The sequence below is a fragment of the Microbacterium xerophyticum genome, from assembly GCF_053543555.1.
In genome coordinates this window covers 522756-542698 of sequence record NZ_JBLVOB010000007.1, presented here as the reverse complement: position 1 = coordinate 542698, position 19943 = coordinate 522756, and the positions used below count along the sequence as shown (strand labels likewise).

Annotated in this window: 12 protein-coding genes; 10 read left to right on the top strand and 2 right to left on the bottom strand. The window is 68.2% G+C overall.

Features of this window, described 5'->3' with window-relative positions:
- Positions 1-2034, top strand: a complete 2034-nt coding sequence (gene recQ, locus ACNPNP_RS14160; protein WP_448966669.1) for a DNA helicase RecQ — start codon at positions 1-3, stop codon at positions 2032-2034.
- Positions 2035-2159: 125 nt separating this feature from the next.
- Here the strand turns inward: recQ and ACNPNP_RS14155 are convergent, their stop codons facing one another.
- Positions 2160-2591, bottom strand: coding sequence for an OsmC family protein (locus tag ACNPNP_RS14155; RefSeq protein WP_448966668.1), 432 nt, complete (start codon positions 2589-2591; stop codon positions 2160-2162).
- A 74-nt stretch (positions 2592-2665) separates the two neighbouring features.
- Here ACNPNP_RS14155 and ACNPNP_RS14150 point away from each other — a divergent pair, with 74 nt between their 5' ends.
- The 4 genes from ACNPNP_RS14150 (at position 2666) to ACNPNP_RS14135 (ending at position 7272) form a co-directional block, all read left to right on the top strand.
- Positions 2666-3439: a methionine ABC transporter ATP-binding protein gene (locus ACNPNP_RS14150; protein WP_448966667.1), complete on the top strand. Its 774-nt coding sequence runs from the start codon at positions 2666-2668 to the stop codon at positions 3437-3439.
- A complete protein-coding gene (locus ACNPNP_RS14145) occupies positions 3439-4110 on the top strand; it encodes a methionine ABC transporter permease (protein ID WP_448966666.1) in 672 nt (223 codons plus the stop codon). Before ACNPNP_RS14150 ends, ACNPNP_RS14145 begins: the two co-directional genes overlap by 1 nt.
- A gap of 49 nt (positions 4111-4159) precedes the next feature.
- Positions 4160-4981, top strand: coding sequence for a MetQ/NlpA family ABC transporter substrate-binding protein (locus ACNPNP_RS14140; RefSeq protein ID WP_448966665.1), 822 nt, complete (start codon positions 4160-4162; stop codon positions 4979-4981).
- Between the two features lie 230 nt (positions 4982-5211).
- Positions 5212-7272 carry an acyl-CoA dehydrogenase family protein gene (locus tag ACNPNP_RS14135; RefSeq protein ID WP_448966664.1) on the top strand — a complete coding sequence of 687 codons (2061 nt, stop codon included), beginning with the start codon at positions 5212-5214 and terminating at the stop codon, positions 7270-7272.
- Here ACNPNP_RS14135 and ACNPNP_RS14130 read toward each other — a convergent pair whose 3' ends face one another.
- Positions 7273-8289, bottom strand: a complete 1017-nt coding sequence (locus ACNPNP_RS14130; protein ID WP_448966663.1) for a hypothetical protein — start codon at positions 8287-8289, stop codon at positions 7273-7275.
- Between the two features lie 78 nt (positions 8290-8367).
- On the opposite strand from ACNPNP_RS14130, the gene ACNPNP_RS14125 reads away from it, so the two are divergent.
- The 5 genes from ACNPNP_RS14125 to ACNPNP_RS14105 all read left to right on the top strand — a co-directional run bounded on the left by ACNPNP_RS14125 (position 8368) and on the right by ACNPNP_RS14105 (position 19837).
- Complete coding sequence (locus ACNPNP_RS14125) at positions 8368-8937, top strand: DNA-3-methyladenine glycosylase I (RefSeq protein WP_448966662.1); 570 nt, start codon at positions 8368-8370, stop codon at positions 8935-8937.
- Positions 8938-9053: 116 nt separating this feature from the next.
- Positions 9054-15155: an Ig-like domain-containing protein gene (locus ACNPNP_RS14120; protein WP_448966661.1), complete on the top strand. Its 6102-nt coding sequence runs from the start codon at positions 9054-9056 to the stop codon at positions 15153-15155.
- A 49-nt stretch (positions 15156-15204) separates the two neighbouring features.
- Positions 15205-16176, top strand: coding sequence for an AAA family ATPase (locus ACNPNP_RS14115; RefSeq protein ID WP_448966660.1), 972 nt, complete (start codon positions 15205-15207; stop codon positions 16174-16176).
- A complete protein-coding gene (locus tag ACNPNP_RS14110; RefSeq protein WP_448966659.1) occupies positions 16176-17435 on the top strand; it encodes a DUF58 domain-containing protein in 1260 nt (419 codons plus the stop codon). Before ACNPNP_RS14115 ends, ACNPNP_RS14110 begins: the two co-directional genes overlap by 1 nt.
- On the top strand, positions 17432-19837 hold the full coding sequence (locus tag ACNPNP_RS14105) for a transglutaminase-like domain-containing protein (RefSeq protein ID WP_448966658.1): 2406 nt from the start codon (positions 17432-17434) through the stop codon (positions 19835-19837). Before ACNPNP_RS14110 ends, ACNPNP_RS14105 begins: the two co-directional genes overlap by 4 nt.
- Positions 19838-19943 lie beyond the last annotated feature (106 nt).

Genomic DNA, 19943 nt, shown 5'->3' with positions numbered 1-19943 from the left:
ATGCCGCAGACATCCCGTGACCCGTACGAGGATCTGCCGTGGGATCCGACCGAGCCCGCCCCTTGGGAAGACGCCCCTCCGCCCGAAGAGATGGACTGGGAACCGCAGGGGCCGGGTTACGAACCGCCGCTCGACTGGGGTCAGGGCCCGACGACGCCAGTGGTGGCATCTTCTGCGCCCGTCGTGCGACAGGCGACGCCGGCGCGCTACGCGACCGCCCGCGAGGCGCTGCACACCGTCTTCGGCTACGACGCGTTCCGCGGTGACCAGGAGGCGATCGTCGATCATGTGATCGGCGGTGGGGATGCCGTCGTGCTCATGCCGACCGGCGCGGGAAAGAGCGTCACCTACCAGGTGCCGGCGCTCGTGCGCGAGGGCACCGGACTCGTGATCAGCCCGTTGATCGCACTGATGCACGACCAGGTCGACGCGCTGCGCGCCAACGGCGTGAACGCGGCCTATCTGAACTCGACGCAGTCGGTCTCCGAACGCTCCGAGGTCGAGCGGGCGTATGTCGCCGGCGAGCTCGACCTCATCTACGTCGCGCCGGAGCGGCTCTCGAACCGCCAGACGACGACACTGCTGCAGCGCGGGGTGCTCAGCGTCATCGCGATCGATGAGGCCCACTGCGTGTCGCAGTGGGGCCACGACTTCCGCCCCGACTACCTCGCGCTGGGCGACCTCGGCGAGCGATTCCCCGGGGTTCCGCGCATGGCGCTCACCGCCACCGCGACCCGCGCCACGCACAAGGAGCTCACCGAGCGCCTGCAGCTCGAGGGGGCCGGCGGGAGAGCGGGAGCGAAGCACTTCGTCGCGAGCTTCGACCGCCCGAACATCCAATACCGCATCGTCCCGAAGGTCGACCCGCGCAAGCAGTTGGTGCAGTTCGTCCGTTCGATGCCCGACGGCGCAGCGGGCATCGTCTACGCGCTCAGCCGCAAGTCCGTCGAGCAGACCGCGACGTATCTCTCGGCGCAGGGGCTCGACGCCCTGCCGTACCACGCGGGCCTTCCTGCCGAGGTGCGCGCCGCGAATCAGTCGCGGTTCCTGCGCGAGGACGGCGTCGTGATGGTCGCGACGATCGCGTTCGGCATGGGCATCGACAAGCCGGATGTGCGGTTCGTCGCGCACATCGACCTGCCGAAGTCCGTCGAGGGCTACTACCAGGAGACCGGTCGTGCCGGTCGAGACGGCGAGCCGGCAGTGGCGTGGATGGCCTACGGTCTCGGCGACGTCGTGCAGCAGCGCCGCATGATCGACCAGAGCCCCGGCGATCGCACGTTCAAGATGCGGATGGGGCAGCACCTCGACGCCATGCTCGCTCTGTGCGAGACGGTCGAGTGCCGGCGCCGGAACCTGCTGAACTATTTCGGCCAGGAATCGATTCCCTGCGGCAACTGCGACACGTGCCTGGAGAAGCCGGAGACGTTCGACGGCCTCGTTCCGGCGCAGAAGCTGCTGTCGACGATCGTCAGGCTCAAGCGCGAGCGCAACCAGGCGTTCGGCGCCGGTCACCTCATCGACATCCTGCGGGGGTCTTCGAACGACCGCATCCGCCAGCAGAAGCACGACGGTCTCGCGACCTACGGCATCGGCGCCGACCTGTCGGATCAGGACTGGCGCAGCGTCGTGCGGCAGTTGCTCGCGCGCGGCATCCTCGTCGCTCAGGGCGACTACGGCACGCTCGCCCCCGGTGCGGTGGCGGCCGGCGTGCTCAGCGGCGAGACGCCGGTGCCGCTTCGCAAGGACACCATGGGCCGGGTCAGCGTCAGCCGCTCGCGCAAGACGTCGGCGGCGTCGGATGCTGTCGCCGAGGGCGACCGGTCGCTCTTCGAGGCGTTGCGGGTGTGGCGCGCCGAGACGGCGCGGGAGATCGGCAAGCCGGCGTACATCGTGTTCGGTGACGCGACGCTGCGTGCGCTCGCCGAGCTCCGTCCCGCGTCGATGGGCGACCTCGACGGCATCACCGGCATCGGTGAGAAGAAGCGCGAGGCCTACGGAGACGCCGTGCTCGCGGTGGTCGCCGCGAACTGAGGCTTCAGGGACCACTCTGACGCTCAGCGCTACAGTTCGTGACATCCGCGACACCGATCGATGGCGCGCTTGTCACGAGGTGTAGCGCAAGCGTAGAGCGGCGGGTGCCGCGAGGTGGGTGAGCGTCAGCGCGTCGAAGCCGCGGCGCCCGCGAAATCCTCGGCGTGCACGGCGACGGTCGCGGCGCCGCCGATGAGCTTCGACACCGGACAGCGGGCGTGCGCAGCTGCGAGCACGCGCTCCGTCTCCGCGGCATCCGCATCCTGCACCGACAGGAACGCATCGACGTGGAACTCGTAACCACCGCCCGCCGAGGCGTCGTGCAGCTCCACTTCGACCCGCACCGCGGTCTGCACGCGACGCGCCACCACGGCCTGCGCTGTCGCGTTCAGGCATGTCGCCCAGGCGAGCGCCAAGAGCTGTTCCGGGTTCGTCCCCGCCGGATCGCGGTCGGGGTTCAGCGGTGACGAGACCGTCACCGTCAGCCCATCCGGAACTGCGGCCGTCCCGTCTCCGCCATCACGATTGATCGCCTCTGTCCGATACCTCACGCTCATACCTCAACTATAATTGGACTCAGTACACCAACTCCGGGCGATGAAGCCGCGAGCGAAGAGAGCGGCACGCATCGATGGAAACCACGGGCACGACGATCGTCGAGTTCAGCGACGTCAGCAAGTACTACGGCGACCGCTCCGACCAGCCGCCGGCGCTCGACGGCATCGACCTGAGCATCGATCGCGGCGAGATCTTCGGCGTCATCGGCGAGAGCGGTGCCGGCAAGACGACGCTCCTCGAACTCGTCAACGGGCTCATCACGGCCGACCGCGGTGAGGTGCGCGTCGACGGTGCGACCATGGCCGGACGCAGTCGCCGCGAGATGCGGACGCTGCGCCGGCAGGTCGGCGTCGTCTTCCAGGGCATCCACCTGCTCAGCAGTCGCACCGTGCGGCAGAACGTCGCGCTCGGACTCCAGATCAGACGCAGGGCGGGCATCCGGCGCACGCGTGCCGAAGAGCGGGCCGCCGTCGATGAGATGCTCGCCTTCGTCGGCCTCACGCATCGCGCCGACCATCACCCGGCCGAGCTCAGCGGTGGGGAGAAGCAGCGCGTCGGACTCGCCCGCGCGCTGGTCACCCGCCCGCCGCTGCTGCTCTGCGACGAGCCGACCTCTTCGCTGGACGCCAGCACGACCGCCGAGGTGCTCCGCGTGCTGCTCGACGCCCGCGAGAAGTTCGGCACGACGATCGTCGTGATCTCGCACGACCTCGACGTCGTGAAGGCGATCTGCGATCGCGCGCTGCTGCTCGAGAAGGGGCGCATGCGCGAACTCTTCGCGGTGAAGAAGACCGACCTGCGCGCGATGCCCAGCTATCACGAACAGGTCAAGCGGGAGCTGATGTGATGGGCTGGCTCACCGACCTCCTCTCCGAGTACGGCGCGGACATCGCCGAAGCGCTCGCCGAGACCGGGTACATGATGCTCGTGTCGTTGGCGGCGGCTGTGCTGATTGGACTCCCGCTCGGGATGGTCGTGTTCCTCACGCAGCGCGGCGGCATCGCCGAGAACCGCGCGGTCTGGACGATCGCGAACATGTACATCAACATCGTCCGCTCGTTCCCGTTCCTGCTGCTCGTCGTCTTCCTCATCCCGTTCACCCGCGCCGTGATCGGCACCAGCTTCGGCACGCAGGCGTCGACCCTGCCGCTGTGCTTCGTCGCCGTGGCCATCTATGCCCGGCTGGTCGAGCAGATCCTCCGGGAGATCCCGCCCGGCATCTCCCGCGTCGCGGTCGCGATGGGAACCACGCTGCCGCAGGCGGTGTTCCGCGTCCTGCTTCCGGAGGCACGCTCCGGACTCGTCTACGCGCTGACCTCCGCCGCGATCAGCCTGCTGTCGTACTCGACCGTGCTCGGCGTCGTGGGCGGCGGCGGCATCGGCGACTTCGCGATGCGCTACGGCTACCAGGAGTACAACGACGCGCTCATGTACATCACGATCGCGATCATCGTCGTCTGCGTGCTGGTGATCCAGGCCGTCGGACACCGTGCCTCCGAGAAACTCGACCACCGCTGAGCCGCCACGCCGGCCCAGCGAGACAACCACCCCGAAGAAAGAAGGATTCATGAGAACCGCACGTATCGGCATCCTCGCCGCGAGCATCGGAGCCGCTCTGGTGCTCGCCGGATGCGCGTCGGGCCAGCCGTCCGAAGGCGGGGATGCCGCGGCATCCGAACCCGTCGTGCTCAAGATCGCCGCCGTCACCGCGCCGATGACGGATGTCGTCGAGGCCGCGGGGGAGGCGATCGAGGACGGCTACGAGATCGAGCTCGTCGAGGTCTCGGACTACATCACCGCGAACACGATCGTGAACGACGGCGACGCATACGGCAACTTCTCGCAGCACGAGCCGTACATGCAGGAGTTCAACGCGGCCAACGGGGCCTCGCTGGTCGCCGTGCAGCCGGTGTACAACTTCGTGATCGCGTTCTATTCGAAGACGCTCGACGACATCGCCGACCTTCCTGACGGCGCCACGGTCGCCGTGCCGAACGACTCGTCGAACCTGGGCCGCGCGCTCAAGCTGCTCGATGCCGAAGGCGTGATCGCCCTCGACCCCGATGTCGACCCCTACGTGTCCACCGTGGACGACATCACCGAGAACCCGAAGAACATCGAGTTCCTCGAGGTGCCGATCGCATCGCTCAACTCTGCGTACGAAGAGGCCGACCTCGTCTTCCAGTGGCCGTCCCACATCGCGGCTCTCGGCCTCAACCCCGCCGACGACGGCCTCATCACAGAACTCGACGACCGGTTCGCGCTGCACGTCGCGGTCCGTGAAGAGGATGCCGACAGTGAGGCGACCGCGGCGTTGAAGGCCGCGTTCGCCAGTGACGAGGTGCGCGAGGTCATCGAGTCCAACGGCACGATCGACGTCGCCTTCTGAGCGGAGCGCACCCGATGAAAGGAGGAAGGTGTCGGCCACGATCGATCGAGACCGACGCTTTCCTCCTTTGAAGGCGCGCCGCCGCCCGCGGGAGCCGGGCTGTGGCCTCGCGACAACTCGACCTGACCGCGTGCCGCGGGAGGCTTGGAGGTTGCGCACACAACGCTTGGTGACGTGTTGGAGGACTCCTACGGTTGAAGCATCCTTACTTCTCTTTGAGAGGAACTCTCATGGTCGACGCCGCCGTCCGCACCGCAACCTCACACCGTGACGACGATGCCCCGCGCATCGATGTCGATCGGGTCAACGATCTTCTGCTGGGCACCTGGGCCGACACGCGCCGCACGGCGCGCGCGATGATCAAGGACCCGGCCTTCTGGCGCATGGACGAGCTGGGCAAGGACGAGCATCGAGAGCGCGTGCTCAGCCAGCTGCACCTGCTGGTCGAGAACAAGGCCGTGCACCGCGCGTTCCCGAAGGCATTCGGCGGCGAGGACGACAACGGCGCGAACATCTCCGGCTTCGAAGAGCTCGTCGCAGCCGATCCGAGCCTGCAGATCAAGGCGGGCGTGCAGTGGGGACTGTTCGGATCGGCCGTGCTGCAGCTCGGAACCGAGGAGCACCACAAGAAGTGGCTCCCCGGGATCATGGACCTCTCCATCCCCGGCGCGTTCGCGATGACCGAGATCGGACACGGCTCCGACGTCGCCTCGGCCGGCACGACCGCGACGTACGACCCCGAGACCGAGGAGTTCGTCATCAACACGCCGTTCCGCGGCGCGACGAAGGAGTACCTCGGCAACGCTGCGCTGCACGGTGTCGCAGCGACCGTGTTCGCGCAGCTGATCACCAACGGCGTCAGCCACGGCGTGCACTGCTTCTACGTGCCGCTGCGAGGCGACGACGGCAATGACCTGCCAGGCATCGGCCGCGAGGACGACGGACTCAAGGGCGGTCTGAACGGCATCGACAACGGTCGCCTCTCCTTCGACCACGTGCGCATCCCTCGCACGAACCTGCTGAACAAGTACGGCGACGTCGCCGCCGACGGCACCTACACCAGCTCGATAGACAGCCCCGGCCGTCGGTTCTTCACGATGCTCGGCACCCTGGTGCAGGGTCGCGTGTCACTTGACGGCGCAGCATCCTGGGGCTCCGCCCTCGGCCTGTACATCGCGATCACCTACGCCACGCAGCGCCGCCAGTTCGACGGCGCTGACGGACAGGAGGTCGTGCTGCTCGACTACGGCAAGCACCAGCGCCGACTGCTGCCGCGTCTTGCCACGACGTACGCGCAGATCTTCGCGCACGACGAGTTCCTGCAGAAGTTCGACGGAGTGTTCTCCGGTCGCACAGACACACCCGATGACCGCGAAGACCTCGAGACCCTCGCGGCTGCGCTCAAGCCGCTGTCGACCTGGCACGCGCTCGACACCCTGCAGGAGGCCCGCGAGGCCTGCGGCGGCGCCGGCTACATGTTCGAGAACCGACTGGTGGGGCTGCGTCAGGATCTCGACATCTACGTCACCTTCGAAGGCGACAACAACATCCTGCTGCAGCTGGTCGGCAAGCGACTGCTGACGGATTTCGCGAAGCAGTTCAAGGACAAGGATGCCGCGGCGCTCGCGAAGTACGCCGTCGGACAGACCGCAGGGAAGGTGTTCCACGGCGCCGGCCTGCGCCGCTTCGGCCAGAACATCGCCGACTTCGGCTCGACCGCGCGCTCGGTCGAGAACGGTCTGCGCGCGGAGCAGCAGCACGAGCTGCTGGCGGACCGCGTGCAGCAGATGGTCGCCGACATCGCCGGCCGCCTGCGTCCTGCGGGCAAGGACAAGGTGCTCGGCGAGAAGCTGTTCAACGAGAACCAGGCCGACCTCATCGAGGCAGCGCGCGCGCACGGCGAACTGCTGCAGTGGGAGGCGTTCACGGATGCGGTCAACAGCATCCCCGATGACGGCACCCGGCAGGTGCTCACGTGGCTGCGCGACCTGTTCGGCCTGCAGCTGATCGAGAAGCACCTCGCCTGGCACATCATCAACGGGCGCCTCTCGACGCAGCGCGCCGCTGCGGTGTCGAGCTACATCGACCGACTGTGTCTGCGGCTGCGGCCGCACGCCCTCGATCTCGTGAACGCCTTCGGCTACGAGCCCGAGCACGTGCGTGCGCCCATCGCGAGTGGTGCGGAGCTGGAGCGTCAGAACGAGGCCCGTGCGTACTACGCCGAGCTGGCGGCATCCGGTCAGGCGCCGATCTCGGAGAAGGCGCTGCGCAAGGCCGCCAAGAAGGACTGATCAGGGGACAGGCGGTGCCGGTGGCGTGACGGGCGGTGCCGGCGGCGGTGCGACCGGCGGTGCGGCGGGCGGTGCGACCGGCGGGGCGGCGGGATACGCCCACTGCGGCGCGGGAGCGTACTGCCCGACGGGATACACGCCGTGATCAGGAACGGATGCCGCAGCCACGCGCCCGCGCCGGGAGATGATGACCAGCACCACGGTGAAAGCGAGTTGCGCCACGGCGACTGCGGTCGCGACTCCCACCATGACCATCGGCGTCCCGGACCGGAGCAGATCCATCGGCACGACGCCGCGGAAGACGGGTGCTCCCATCGTGGTGACGAACAGCAGCGAGATCAGAAGCAGGACGAGCGCCGGAATCACGAGCGACCACGGTGACCACCTGCTGGCGCCGATCCCGGCGACGGTGAATGCGGCGCCGACGATCAGTGCGAGTGCCACCAGAGGATTGATCGAGGTGTCGAAGGTTCTCACCGCGTTCATCTGACCCTCTCCGTTGCCCCAGACCAGCAGCCATCCTCCGACCGCCAGCAGCACGGGCGCCGCGACGAACCGTCCGACGACGAAGCCTGCGCCGACGCCGCGTGTGCTCCGGCGGATCAACATGAGCGTCAGGCCCATGGCCCCGAGCACCGTGCATACGAGGAGGGGGAGTCCGTAATAGAGCCCGTCGCCCCACGCCCGAGGAAGGAACGGCGGCGCGCTGATGAGCAGTTCGAGCATGAGCCCCGGCACGACGGCGAGCACCAGCGCCGCGAGTCCGAGCACACCGGCGGCGATGAGGCCGGCAGAGCTCCACAGCCCGGTCGCGACGACGCCGACGAGGAGCAGGAGCCCGAGAATCTGCAGCGCGAACGGCCCCGCGAACTCCGTGAGGTCGACACCCGTGTAGCCGAACATCGTGAAGAGCCGGTAAGCCTCGATGCCCCCGGCCGAGATGATGCCCAGAGCGATCGGCGTGACGATGACGCCGATCAGAGCAGTGATGATCCTGGCCGTCGTAGATGATCGCATCACGGCATCCCCCCGATTGTCGAGTGCCCAGGTTACCGGCGCGATACCCGTGTCGGCGGCATTGCCTACGCTGATGACATGACCTCCCTTCTCACCGGCGTCGACGGGCGCGCACGCTGCGCATGGATCGGGACGGATGCCGAGTACGCCAGGTATCACGACGAGGAGTGGGGAACGCCGCTGCACGGCGACCGCGCGCTGTTCGAGAAGATGTCGCTCGAGGGCTTCCAGGCCGGACTGAGCTGGATCACGATCCTGCGCAAACGCCCGCGGTTCCGCGAGGTGTTCGCCGGGTTCGATCCCGAAGCGGTGGCCGCATTCGACGATGACGATGTCGAGCGGCTGATGGCGGATGCCGGGATCATCCGCAATCGTGCCAAGATCCTCGCCACGATCGCCAACGCGCGCCTCGTGACCGAGATGGCACCGGGGGAGCTCGACGAGCTCATGTGGTCGTTCGCGCCGGCGGCACGCAGCCGCCCTCGGTCGTTCGCGGACGTCCCGGCGGTGACGGACGAATCGACGGCGATGAGCAAGGCGCTTCGCAAACGCGGATTCCGGTTCGTGGGAGCGACGACGATGTATGCGCTCATGCAGTCGACCGGCATGGTCGACGATCACGTCGAGGGGTGCTGGCGCGTCACCTGATCAGATGGGTATTCCTGCCCGTGGGGCGATCCGCATCTGGCGGTTAGGATGTACCGGTGCGTCCTGGGCCGATGGCCCGGCGCACGCTTGTGACGTCCACCGGGGGGAATCTGACGATGAAGGCGCTGTCATGGTTGCGCGCGAAACCGAAGACAGCCGCGTCCGTTGCGGGTGTCACTGCGGCGGTCGTCGCGATCGGCACGCTCGCCTTCACGTATGAGGGCAACCCGACCACCAAGGTCGATCTGAACGACGGCGGCGTCTGGATCACGAAGTCGTCGGCCCTCATGGTCGGGCACTTCAACAACGAGTCGACTCTGCTCGACGGCGGACTGCGCACCACGGGCGAAGGCTTCGACATCCTCCAGGACGAGTCGACCGTGCTCGTCACCGACCGCACGAACTCGACGCTCACCGCCGTCGACTCCGCCCGCGTCTCGCTGGGTGACAGCACCACGATCCCTGGTTCTGCGAAGGTCGCGCTCGGCGCCAGCACCGCCGCGATCCTGGACACCGAGTCGGGCGACCTCTGGGTCGTGCCGGTCGCAGGCATCGCCGGTTTCGAACTGCAGGGCACCGACCCGCTCGTGGAACTGGGCAAGAACTCCGACGTCACCGTCGGGCAGGACGGCACGGTGTACGCTGTCTCCGGCGAGAGCGCCGAGGTCGTCACCATCCCGGTCGATCCGGAGGGGCAGGCGCTCGACCCGCAGACCGCCGGGCTCTCCGAACTGGACTCCTCGATCGCGCCGTCCATCACGGCGGTCGGCGAGACGCCGGTGGTCCTGTCGCCGGCGGACAGCGCCGTGATGACCCCGGGAGGGATGCGCACCGAGATCACCGAGGCGGATTCCGCCGTGCTGCAGTACTCCTCGACGGCGACGGACACCGTGACCGTGGCGACCGCATCTCAGCTGGTCGACGTGCCGCTCGACGGCGGCGACCCGATTGTCACGAAGGCCGGGGGCGAGGGCACACCGGCAGCACCCGTCTCGCTGCTGGGCTGCCGCTATGGTGCATGGTCCGGTACCGGCACGTTCGTGCGCGAGTGTCCCGGCGAGGACGACGACATCAATGAGAAGGTTCCCGGTGCCGAGTCCTCGGCGTCGCTGACCTTCCGCGTCAACCGCGACGTCATCATCCTCAACGACACGGTCGGCGGAGCGGCGTGGCTCACCGACGAGAGCCTGCAGCAGGTCGACAACTGGGACGACCTGACTCCGCCAGAGGGCGAGACCGAGAACGAAGAGGACACCACGCAGGAGACCGTGGAGACCACTCTCCCCGTGCGCACCAACGTGAACACGCCTCCGGTCGCGGAGGACGACGAGTTCGGCGTGCGACCGGGTCAGACCACAGCGCTGCCCGTGCTCGACAACGACAACGACCCGGACGGAGATGTCCTGGTCGCCGCGGTCGCCGAGCAGCAGCCGTCGATCGGCACCGTGCAGCCGATCTACGACGGCGGCTCGCTGCAGATCGCCGTCTCAGAGGATGCGTCGGGATCGGCGTCCTTCACCTACGAGGTGGACGACGGCCGCGGCGGCAAGGACACCGCGAAGGTGAGTCTGTCCGTCAAGGACTGGGACACCAACACCGCCCCGAAGCCGAAGCGCGCGACGACCCTGGCCATCGAGACCGGCGGAACGATCTCGTACAACATCCTGCCGGACTGGATCGACCCCGAAGGCGATGACATCTACCTGCGCGGCGTCGTTGCGGCGCCGGGTGACGAGGTCGAGTTCACGACCGACGGGCAGATCACGTACCGGGCGACTGCGAGCCTGCAGGGTCGCAAGGAGGTCCAGGTCTCCGTCGCCGATGCCCTCGGCGAAGTCACGACCGGCACGCTCGTGCTCGACGTGCGCCCAGCGGGGACCACGCTGCCCAAGACGAACGCCGACCACGTGATGACCCGGGTCGGCGAGCAGGTCACGGTCTCGCCGCTCGCGAACGACTCCAGCTCTGGCCAGGAGCAGCTGCGCCTGACCAGGGTGAACGGCGATGAGACGCCCGGCGCGACGATCCAGCCCGACTACCCGAACAAGACCTTCACCTTCAGCGCCCCGGCGCCCGGCGTCTACTACGTGCTGTACGAGGTGGCCGCAGGCCCGAACGGCGTGCCGGGCATCGTGCGCATCGACGTGGCCGATGCGAGCGAGCAGGATCTGCCGCCCGTCGCCGTGCGCGACGTCGCACTGCTGCCGACGGGTGGCGAAGTGCTGCTGGGTGTGCTGAACAACGACACCGATCCGTCCGGCGGCATCCTCGTGATCCAGTCGGTGACCGTGGAGCCGGGGAGCGGCGTCTCGGTGTCGGTGCTGAACCACGAGTCGCTGCGCATCGGCGATCAGGGTGCTCTCGACGAGCAGGTGCGCATCAGCTACCGCATCTCGAACGGATCGAAGACCGCCGAGGGCGAGGTGGTCGTGATACCGATCCCCGCGCCGGACAAGATCCTCCCGCCGGTCACCACGCCGGATCAGGCCGTGGTGCGCGTCGGCGACGTCGTGACCATCCCCGTGCTCGAGAACGACACGAGCCCGATCGGCGACGCGCTCACGCTCGAGCCGGAGCTCGTCGAGCCGTTCGTCGACCCGGAGGACGGCGAGATCTTCGTCTCGCAGGATGCCGTGCGCTTCAAAGCCGGCGACGAGGCGAAGACCGTGTACGCCACGTACGAGGTGTCCGACACCCGGGGGAACAAGGTCGGCGGGTACATCACGATCCAGATCGTGCCCGTCCAGGACGAGAACGCGGCGCCCCGCCCGCAGGACATCACGACACGCGTGCTGAGCGGTAACGTCGCCAACATCGCGGTGCCCTTGGACGGCATCGATGAAGACGGCGACTCCGTCGAGTTGATCGGCCTCGCCTCGAACCCGAAGAAGGGCCGGATCACCGAGGTCGCGCAGAACTACTTCGTATATGAGGCGTATGCGGATTCCTCCGGCGTCGACACGTTCTCGTACCGGGTGCGCGACCGCCTCGGCAAGGAGGGCACGGCGACGATCCGCGTCGGCGTCGCCCCCGCGGAGGAGATGAACCAGGCGCCGTACGCGGTGAAGGATGCCGTCGTGGTGCGCCCAGGGCGCGAGATAGCCGTGCCGGTGATGCTGAACGACTCCGATCCGGAGGGCGACGAGATCGCACTCGTCAAGGAAGGACTCGTGCTGGGGGACGAGTCCGGTCTCGACGCACGTGTCTCGGGCGACCGCGTGCTCGTGCAGGCTCCGGATCGCGCGGTGGAGACGTCCCTTCAGTACACGATCAGTGACGCACGCGGCGCGACGTCCCAGGCCGTGCTGCAGATCACGGTCGATGAGGATGTGCCTCTGCTCGCCCCGATCGCCCGCGATGACCGTGTGCTGCCCTCGGACCTCACCGACGGCGAGCTCACCAGCGACGTCGACATCCTCGGCAACGACGAGGATCCGGACGGAACGACCGAGACGCTGGACGTCGAGGTCGGAAGCGGCGGCACGCTGCTCGACGACGGCAAGGTGCGCGTCACCGTCGGCGACGAGATGCAGCTGATCCGCTACACGCTCACCGACCGCGACGAGCTGTCGACGTCGGCGTTCATCTTCGTGCCTGCGGTGAAAGACCTGCGGCCCTCGCTCATATCGACGAAGCCGGTCGAGGTCGTCAGCGGTGAGACGAAGGAACTCCCGCTCGACGAGTACGTGATGGTCGCGGGCGGCGGCACCGTGAAGATCACCGAGCACGCGAAGGTGAGCGCATCGAACGCGGATGGGGCAGACCTCGTCAAGGACCCCGGCACGCTCGTGTACACCTCGAAGGCCGGGTACTACGGCGAGGACGGCGTCACGTTCGAGGTCACCGATGGGACGGGCCCAGATGACCCCGAAGGCCGCAAGGCGACACTGACGATCCCGATCACCGTGCTGCCGCCGGACAACCAGCAGCCGACGTTCACCCGCGCAGAGATCAACGTCGCGCCGGGCGATGCGGCCACGACGCTCGACCTGGCAGCACTGGTCACCGATCCGGATCCGGAGGATGCCGGTGAGCACGAGTTCTCGCTCGAGGGGGATGCCGGGGAGGGTCTCACCGCTCGCGTCGAGGGAGACACGCTCAGTGTCGAGGCCGCTTCGAACACGAAGAAGGGCACCAGTCAGACGTTGACCCTTCAGATCACGGATGGCGAGACCGAGCCCATCGAGGGCACGGTGGTCGTGAACGTGACCGCGTCCACACGGGCGCTGGCCACGGCGAACACCGACACGATCGACGAGGCGGATCAGGGCGCGACGATCTCGGTGCCCGTGCTCGCGAACGACTTCAATCCGTTCCCCGACACGCCCTTGAAGCTCGTCTCCGCCGCGCCGGAGGCCGGCAACGGCAGCGCATCGGTCGAGGGCGACGAGGTGCGCGTGACCCCCGACGACGAGTTCGTCGGCACGCTCGTGATCAGGTACACGATCGAAGATGCCACCGAGGATTCCGATCGCCATGTCGACGGTCGCATCGTCCTGACAGTGCAGGGCGTGCCGGAGGCTCCTGGGCGCCCGCAGGTGACGAGCGTGCAGGACCGCACCGTGGTCGTGTCATTCTCCGCCCCGTCGAACAACGGCGCGGAGATCACCCACTACACCGTCTCGAGCACGTCGGGCAGCGCGTACAGCAAGCAGTGCTCTACGACCACGTGCACGCTGGATGGGCTCACGAACAACGTCGAGTACACGTTCCAGGTCATCGCGACCAACCGCGTCGGGGATTCCGAACCGTCCGGCGCCTCGACGGTCGCGCGCCCCGATGCGCGCCCCGACACCCCGGTCGCACCGACCCTCGTGTTCGGCGACAAGTCGCTCAAGGTCGCGTGGACCACGCCGCCGACGCCGGGATCGCCTGTCGAGTCGTTCAATCTTCAGATCTCGCCTGCTCCGCCCTCAGGGATCACGGAGAAGACCGGGGTCACCGGGAACTCGCTCACCTGGGAGGGCCTGGAGAACGGCACGTCGTACCAGGTGCGCGTGCAGGCGGTGAACAGGGCCCCCGAGCCGTCGACCTACAGTGGCTGGTCGATCGCGGAGATCCCCGCCGGACCGCCGTTGCAGCCCGCAGCGCCGACGACGTCGGAGCTGGCACCGGTGGGCGATCAGGCGCAGATGCAGGTCTCCTGGACGGCGCCGAACGACAACGGCGATTCGATCGACGGCTATCAGATCCAGGTGCTCGAAGGCGGCTCGACGGTGCGCACCGTTCCTGCGGCAGCGGGGCAGACCAGCCAGGCCATCGTCGTGCCGACCTCCGAGCAGGGGTACACCTATATCGTGCGCGCGGAGAACAAGGCCGGCTGGGGCCAGTTCAGCCCGCCTTCCGCAGAGCGTCGTGGCGCGATCCGGCCGGATGCCCCGAACACGCCGTCGATCGTCGCGCACGATCGGTCGATCGAGATCACCTCGTCGTACACGCTGTCCGCAGAACAGCGAAACGGTGCCAGGCAATCGGAGATCAGTTACCAGTACCGGCTCAACGGAGGCGGCTGGCAGGGCCTCAGCGGCAACACGATCGGCGGGCTGGACAACGGCACCGGTTACTCATTGCAGATCCGGGCGTTGTCGAATACCGGCACGGGGAGCTACACCGGTGTCGAGTCGGCTTCATCGAACAACGCGACGCCGTACGGCATCCCGCCTCAGCCGAATGCAGGAGCCCAGAACAACGGCGGCAACATCACCTTGAGCTGGAGCAACAACGGCAACAACGGCGCCGCACTCGATGACACGCAGATCCGCATCCGCGACCACAACGGCAACTGGAGCGGCTGGGAGAGCGTCGGCAGCAACGGCAACCGCACCGTCGGCGGCCAGTACTCCCAGACGTGGGTCATCGACGTGCGGGTGCACAACAAGGCCGGATGGTCGAGCGTCGCGTCGGCTTCTGCGACGACCGACAAGAGACCGGATCCGCGCGTCTGGGTCACGCAGGGCGGCGCAGCCGGAAACTGCGTGAACGGGTGCCAGCGCTTCACCGTCAACTGGACGGACCTCGACATCGGCTCGCAACGGGTCACGTGTAACTCGACCGTCGACAACGTGATCGGCGGCTCCTCGTACACGATCAACTTCAACGGCAACGGCAGCACGACGCTGAGCTGCTACAAGGGCCGCGACGGCGTGGACGTCTGGGTGGACATCCTGGGCTGGGGCGACGGCGTCGACACTGAGAAGCAGTACTGGCCGAGACCGTGACCGCAGGCACTTGCAGCGCAATCAAGCGAACACAGAGGAACGAACTGAGATGACAATGACCCCCGAACAGGCCGCCTGGTTCCAGGGCACCTTCGCCCGCCTGGTCGACAACGTCGACAAGGCCGTGCAGGGCAAGCGGGAGATCGTCAGCCTGGTGCTGGCGTCCATGCTGGCGGAGGGCCACGTGCTCCTGGAGGACGCGCCCGGCACCGGCAAGACCAGCCTTGCGAAGGCGCTGGCCGCCACGGTGCAGGGGACCAGCTCGCGCATCCAGTTCACGCCGGACCTGCTGCCCTCCGACGTCACCGGCGTCACGATCTACGACCAGCAGGCGCACAAGTTCGAGTTCCACAAGGGACCGATCTTCTCGTCGATCGTTCTGGCCGATGAGATCAACCGCGCCTCCCCGAAGACCCAGTCGGCACTGCTCGAGGTCATGGAGGAGTCGAAGGTCACGGTCGACGGCGTCACGCACGAGGCCGGCCGGCCGTTCCTCGTCATCGCGACGCAGAACCCGATCGAGCAGGCCGGAACGTACAAGCTGCCGGAGGCGCAGCTCGACCGCTTCCTCATCAAGACGTCGATCGGCTACCCCGACCTCGCGGTGACGGAGAGCATCCTCGCCGGAGCATCGGATCGCAACCCGTCCTCGAGCCTGTCCGCGATGATCACCACCGGCGCCGTCGCCGACATGGCTGATCTCGCGGCCACCGCGCACGTCGAGCCGGCCGTGCTCCGCTACGTCGCCGAACTCGCAGAGGCCACCCGCAACGACAGCGGCGTCCGGCTCGGTGTGTCGGTGCGCGGCGCGATCGCGATCATCCGCCTCGCGAAGGTGTGGGCGGCCGTCCACGGTCGTCACTACGTCCTCCCCGACGACATCAAGGCGCTCGTCGCTCCGGCGTGGCAGCACAGGCTGCTGCTCGACGCCGAAGCGGAGTTCGCCGGGACCACCTCGGACGTCGTCCTGGGTCGCGTTCTCGAGACGGTCGCGGCACCTCAGGCGCGAACGGCGGCTTGATGACCGCAGAGACGCTGGCCGCAGCGCCCACGACCGACCGTGATGCCGGATGGCGCGACATCGCGGCGGTCATCGGTGCGCGCATCGGCGTACGTCTGCGGAAGATCGCGAGCGTCATCCGCCCACTGGCGTGGGTGCTCATGGCTCTGGCGGTCGTCTTCTGGATCGTCGGCGCGAGCCTGGGCTGGCGCGAACTCACCCTCGCCGCTGTCATCGTGGCGCTGACCCTCGTGCTGTGCGCGCTGTTCCTCATCGGGCGCACAGAGTACGACGTGTCCCTCGACCTCGCCCGCACGAGGGTCGTCGTGGGCGAACGAGCCGTCGGGGCGCTCACCCTGTCGAACCCCGGTGATCGCGCCATCCTGCCCTCTCGTGTCGTGCTGCCGGTCGGCAGCGGACGTGGCGAGTTCGGCATCCAGCGCCTCGCGCCCGGCGACAAGGCCGAAGAGCTCTTCGCGATACCCACTCAGCGCCGCGGCGTCGTCAAGGTGGGCCCGGTCAGTGTGGTCCGCGGCGACCCGTTCGGCCTGTTCGAGCGCGCGCACCGCCGCGACGATCCCGTCGATCTGTTCGTCCACCCCCAGACCGTGCTCTTCGACGGGCAGTCCCTCGGCTTCCTGCGCGACCTCGAAGGTCTTCCCGCGGCCGATCTCTCGCGCGATGACGTGTCCTTCCACGCGCTGAACGAGTACCAGCCCGGAGACGACCTGCGTCACGTGCACTGGCGCTCCACCGCGCGCACCGGCGTCATGATGGTGCGGCAGTACGAGGAGACCAGGCGTTCGCACTTCGTGATCGGTCTCTCACGCTCCAGCGGCGACTACGCGAGCGACGGCGACTTCGAACTCGGGATCTCAGTCGCGGGCTCCGTCGGGCTCCGCGCGATCCGCGACTCCCAGCGCGTGGACGTGCGCGTGCAGGGTCGCGAGCTCCGGGCCGGCACCGGCAAACAGCTGCTCGATTCGCTCGCCGCCGTCGAGGCCAGCAAGCCGCGCGACGGAGGGATCTCCGACCTCAGCGGCGTGATCGCCGCCACGATGCCGCTCGCGAGCGTCGTCGTGCTCGTGTGCGGCACCAAGGTCTCGAACGAAGACCTTCGACTCGCCTGTGCGCGCCTCCCGTTCGGCGCCCGCGTGATCGCGATCGTCGCCGACGGCACGGTCGACGCGCCGGCCCTGCGCCGCATCGGAGAAGCAGACGTGGTCAGCGTGGGCACGCTGAAGCAGATCCCCCTCGCACTTCAGAAGGTCCTCGCATGAGCGCGTCCGTCGCATCGGCGTTCCCCACCTCACCGGTCCTCACAACGCGCCGCTGGATCCTCGACATCGTGGCGGTCGCCGTGCTGCTGGGCGTCTCGATCGCGGGGTTCTGGCCGACCTTCGCGGGCCCGAGCTATCTCGTGGCGGCCATCGGCGGTGCGCTGCTGGGCATCGCGGTCGCCGCGGTCGCGGCATGGCGACGCTGGGGCATCCTCATCATCGCCGGCCTCACCGTGCTGGCGTACTTCCTCTTCGGCGGCGCGCTCGCACTGCCGCACACCGCGATCTTCGGCGTCATCCCCTCGATCGACACGCTCCAGCAGCTCGCCGTCGGGGTCGTGACGTCGTGGAAGGAGCTGCTCACTACCGTCGCGCCGGTCTCCGGGGCGGATGGTTTCCTCCTCGTGCCGTTCCTGCTCATGCTCGTCGTCGCGGTGATCACGGCATCCCTCGCCCTGCGCCTCGCGCAGCCGGCGTGGGCGCTGATCCCCGCAGGGCTGCTGCTCGCGGCCGTCATCGCCCTCGGGACGCCGCAGCCGGCCGCCCCCGTCATCCAGGGCACGGTCTTCGCCTTGGCGAGCATCTCGTGGCTGGCGGTGCGTCAGATCTGGGCACCCCAGAACGCCGCCGTGTCGGTGGGCGAGATCGACCCGGCCAGGGCCAACCACATGCGGATGCGGCGGATGGTCTCCGGTGCGGTCGTGCTCGCCGTCGCGGCGGGTGCGGGCGTGGCGACCAGCGCGTTCACTGCGCCGACCGAGGTGCGGCACGTTCTGCGCGACACGATCATCCCGCCGTTCGACGTGCGCGACTACCCGAGCGCGCTGCAGTCGTTCCGCGGTCACGTGCGCGACGATGCCGAGAGCACGCTGTTCACCGTGCGCGGACTCCCCGAGGGCGCCCGGGTGCGCCTCGCCGCCATGGATGAGTTCGACGGTCAGGTCGTCAACGTCGTCGACGGCGGTCCCAGCTCCTCCAGCGCGTTCACACCGATCCGCTCGAACATGTCGCCCGAAGCCGAGGGCATCCCCGTGACGCTGCAGTTCGACATCGACGAGTACTCCGACGTCTGGGTGCCGCAGGCGGGTCTCGTGTCGGAGTTCCAATTCTCCGGTGACGACGCCGACACGCTGCGCCGGGGCACGTACTACAGCACCGGCTCCGCGACCGCCGTGGCGACCGCGGGGCTCAGCAAGGGCGACAGCTACACGGTGCAGACGACGGTGCCGGGGCAGTACAGCGACGAACAGCTCGCCGAGGCCGAGTTCGGAGCGGTGCGCCTGCCGAAGAACGACAACGTGCCCGAGGAGTTCTCCGCCCTCGCCGGCGAGATCGTCGCGGATGCGGAGACGCCCGTCGAGCAGGTGCAGGCGCTCGAGACCTTCCTGTCGGAGGAAGGGTTCTTCAGCCACGGTCTCGAGGGCGAGGTCATCTCGCGCTCCGGTCACACCGCCGAGCGCGTGTCGACGCTCATCGGCGGCGATCAGATGATCGGCGACGACGAGCAGTACGCCGTGACGATGGCGCTGCTCGCCGGTGAGCTCGGCATCCCCGCGCGGGTCGTGATGGGCTTCTACCCGGATGAGGAGGACGCGGGCGCCGCAACCTTCGCGGCGACCGGTGACGACATCCACGCCTGGGTCGAGGTCAACTTCGACGGATTCGGGTGGGTCCCGTTCGACCCGACGCCGCCCGAGGACCAGGTCCCGAACGATCAGAACACCAAGCCGCGCGCCGACCCCAAGCCGCAGGTGCTGCAGCCGCCGCCCCCGCCGCAGGAGCCGGTCGATCTTCCCCCGACGCTGCCCGATGACCGCGAGGCCGAGGACGAGTCGCTGAACATCGGCGGGATCATCCTCGCCATCCTCGCGATCGGCGGGATATCGCTCGGCATCATCGCGCTGCTCGCGTCACCGTTCATCATCATCGGCGCCTGGAAGGCCTCAAGGCGACGCGCGCGCCGCACGGCCGAGCGGACCGCCGACCGGATCGCGGGCGGCTGGGACGAGCTCACCGACCGCGCCGTCGACTACGGCGCTCCACTCGCGACGGGGGCGACTCGCGGTGAAGAGGCGGCTCTCGTCGCCGATTCGCTGGCCGTGCCGACGGTGACGTCCCTCGCCGACCGCGCCGACGCCGAGGTCTTCGGCCCACGCGACCCGAGCGCCGAGGATGTCGAGGCCTTCTGGCGCGAGGTGGATGAGATCGTGCTCGGCCTCGGTGCCGAAGCCGGATTCTGGAAGCGGATCAAGGCGCGCCTCAGCATGCGATCGCTGCTCGTCGGCTCCGCCCTGTCGAACGGCTTCCAGGGGCTCAAAGCAGCGGCAGCCGCGCGAGTTCGGCGCGAACCTGGCACCATCAAGAACAGCACTTCCGAAGCACCCGAGAGTGAGACCCCATGACGCAACCGGCGTTCGGCACCGTCGCCCCGACGTCACGGCGTGCCGTGGCATACATCATCGACGCCGCGATCTCGGCCGGGATCGCGGTCGTCCTGAGCATCCTGCT

Coding starts and splice junctions, on each gene's coding strand:
- ACNPNP_RS14105 (WP_448966658.1), top strand. CDS start 17,432: ATGAGCGCGTCCGTCGCATCGGCGTTCCCCACCTCACCGGTCCTCACA.
- ACNPNP_RS14150 (WP_448966667.1), top strand. CDS start 2,666: ATGGAAACCACGGGCACGACGATCGTCGAGTTCAGCGACGTCAGCAAG.
- ACNPNP_RS14130 (WP_448966663.1), bottom strand. CDS start 8,289: ATGCGATCATCTACGACGGCCAGGATCATCACTGCTCTGATCGGCGTC.
- ACNPNP_RS14110 (WP_448966659.1), top strand. CDS start 16,176: ATGACCGCAGAGACGCTGGCCGCAGCGCCCACGACCGACCGTGATGCC.
- ACNPNP_RS14155 (WP_448966668.1), bottom strand. CDS start 2,591: ATGAGCGTGAGGTATCGGACAGAGGCGATCAATCGTGATGGCGGAGAC.
- ACNPNP_RS14135 (WP_448966664.1), top strand. CDS start 5,212: ATGGTCGACGCCGCCGTCCGCACCGCAACCTCACACCGTGACGACGAT.
- recQ (WP_448966669.1), top strand. CDS start 1: ATGCCGCAGACATCCCGTGACCCGTACGAGGATCTGCCGTGGGATCCG.
- ACNPNP_RS14115 (WP_448966660.1), top strand. CDS start 15,205: ATGACAATGACCCCCGAACAGGCCGCCTGGTTCCAGGGCACCTTCGCC.
- ACNPNP_RS14140 (WP_448966665.1), top strand. CDS start 4,160: ATGAGAACCGCACGTATCGGCATCCTCGCCGCGAGCATCGGAGCCGCT.
- ACNPNP_RS14145 (WP_448966666.1), top strand. CDS start 3,439: ATGGGCTGGCTCACCGACCTCCTCTCCGAGTACGGCGCGGACATCGCC.
- ACNPNP_RS14120 (WP_448966661.1), top strand. CDS start 9,054: ATGAAGGCGCTGTCATGGTTGCGCGCGAAACCGAAGACAGCCGCGTCC.
- ACNPNP_RS14125 (WP_448966662.1), top strand. CDS start 8,368: ATGACCTCCCTTCTCACCGGCGTCGACGGGCGCGCACGCTGCGCATGG.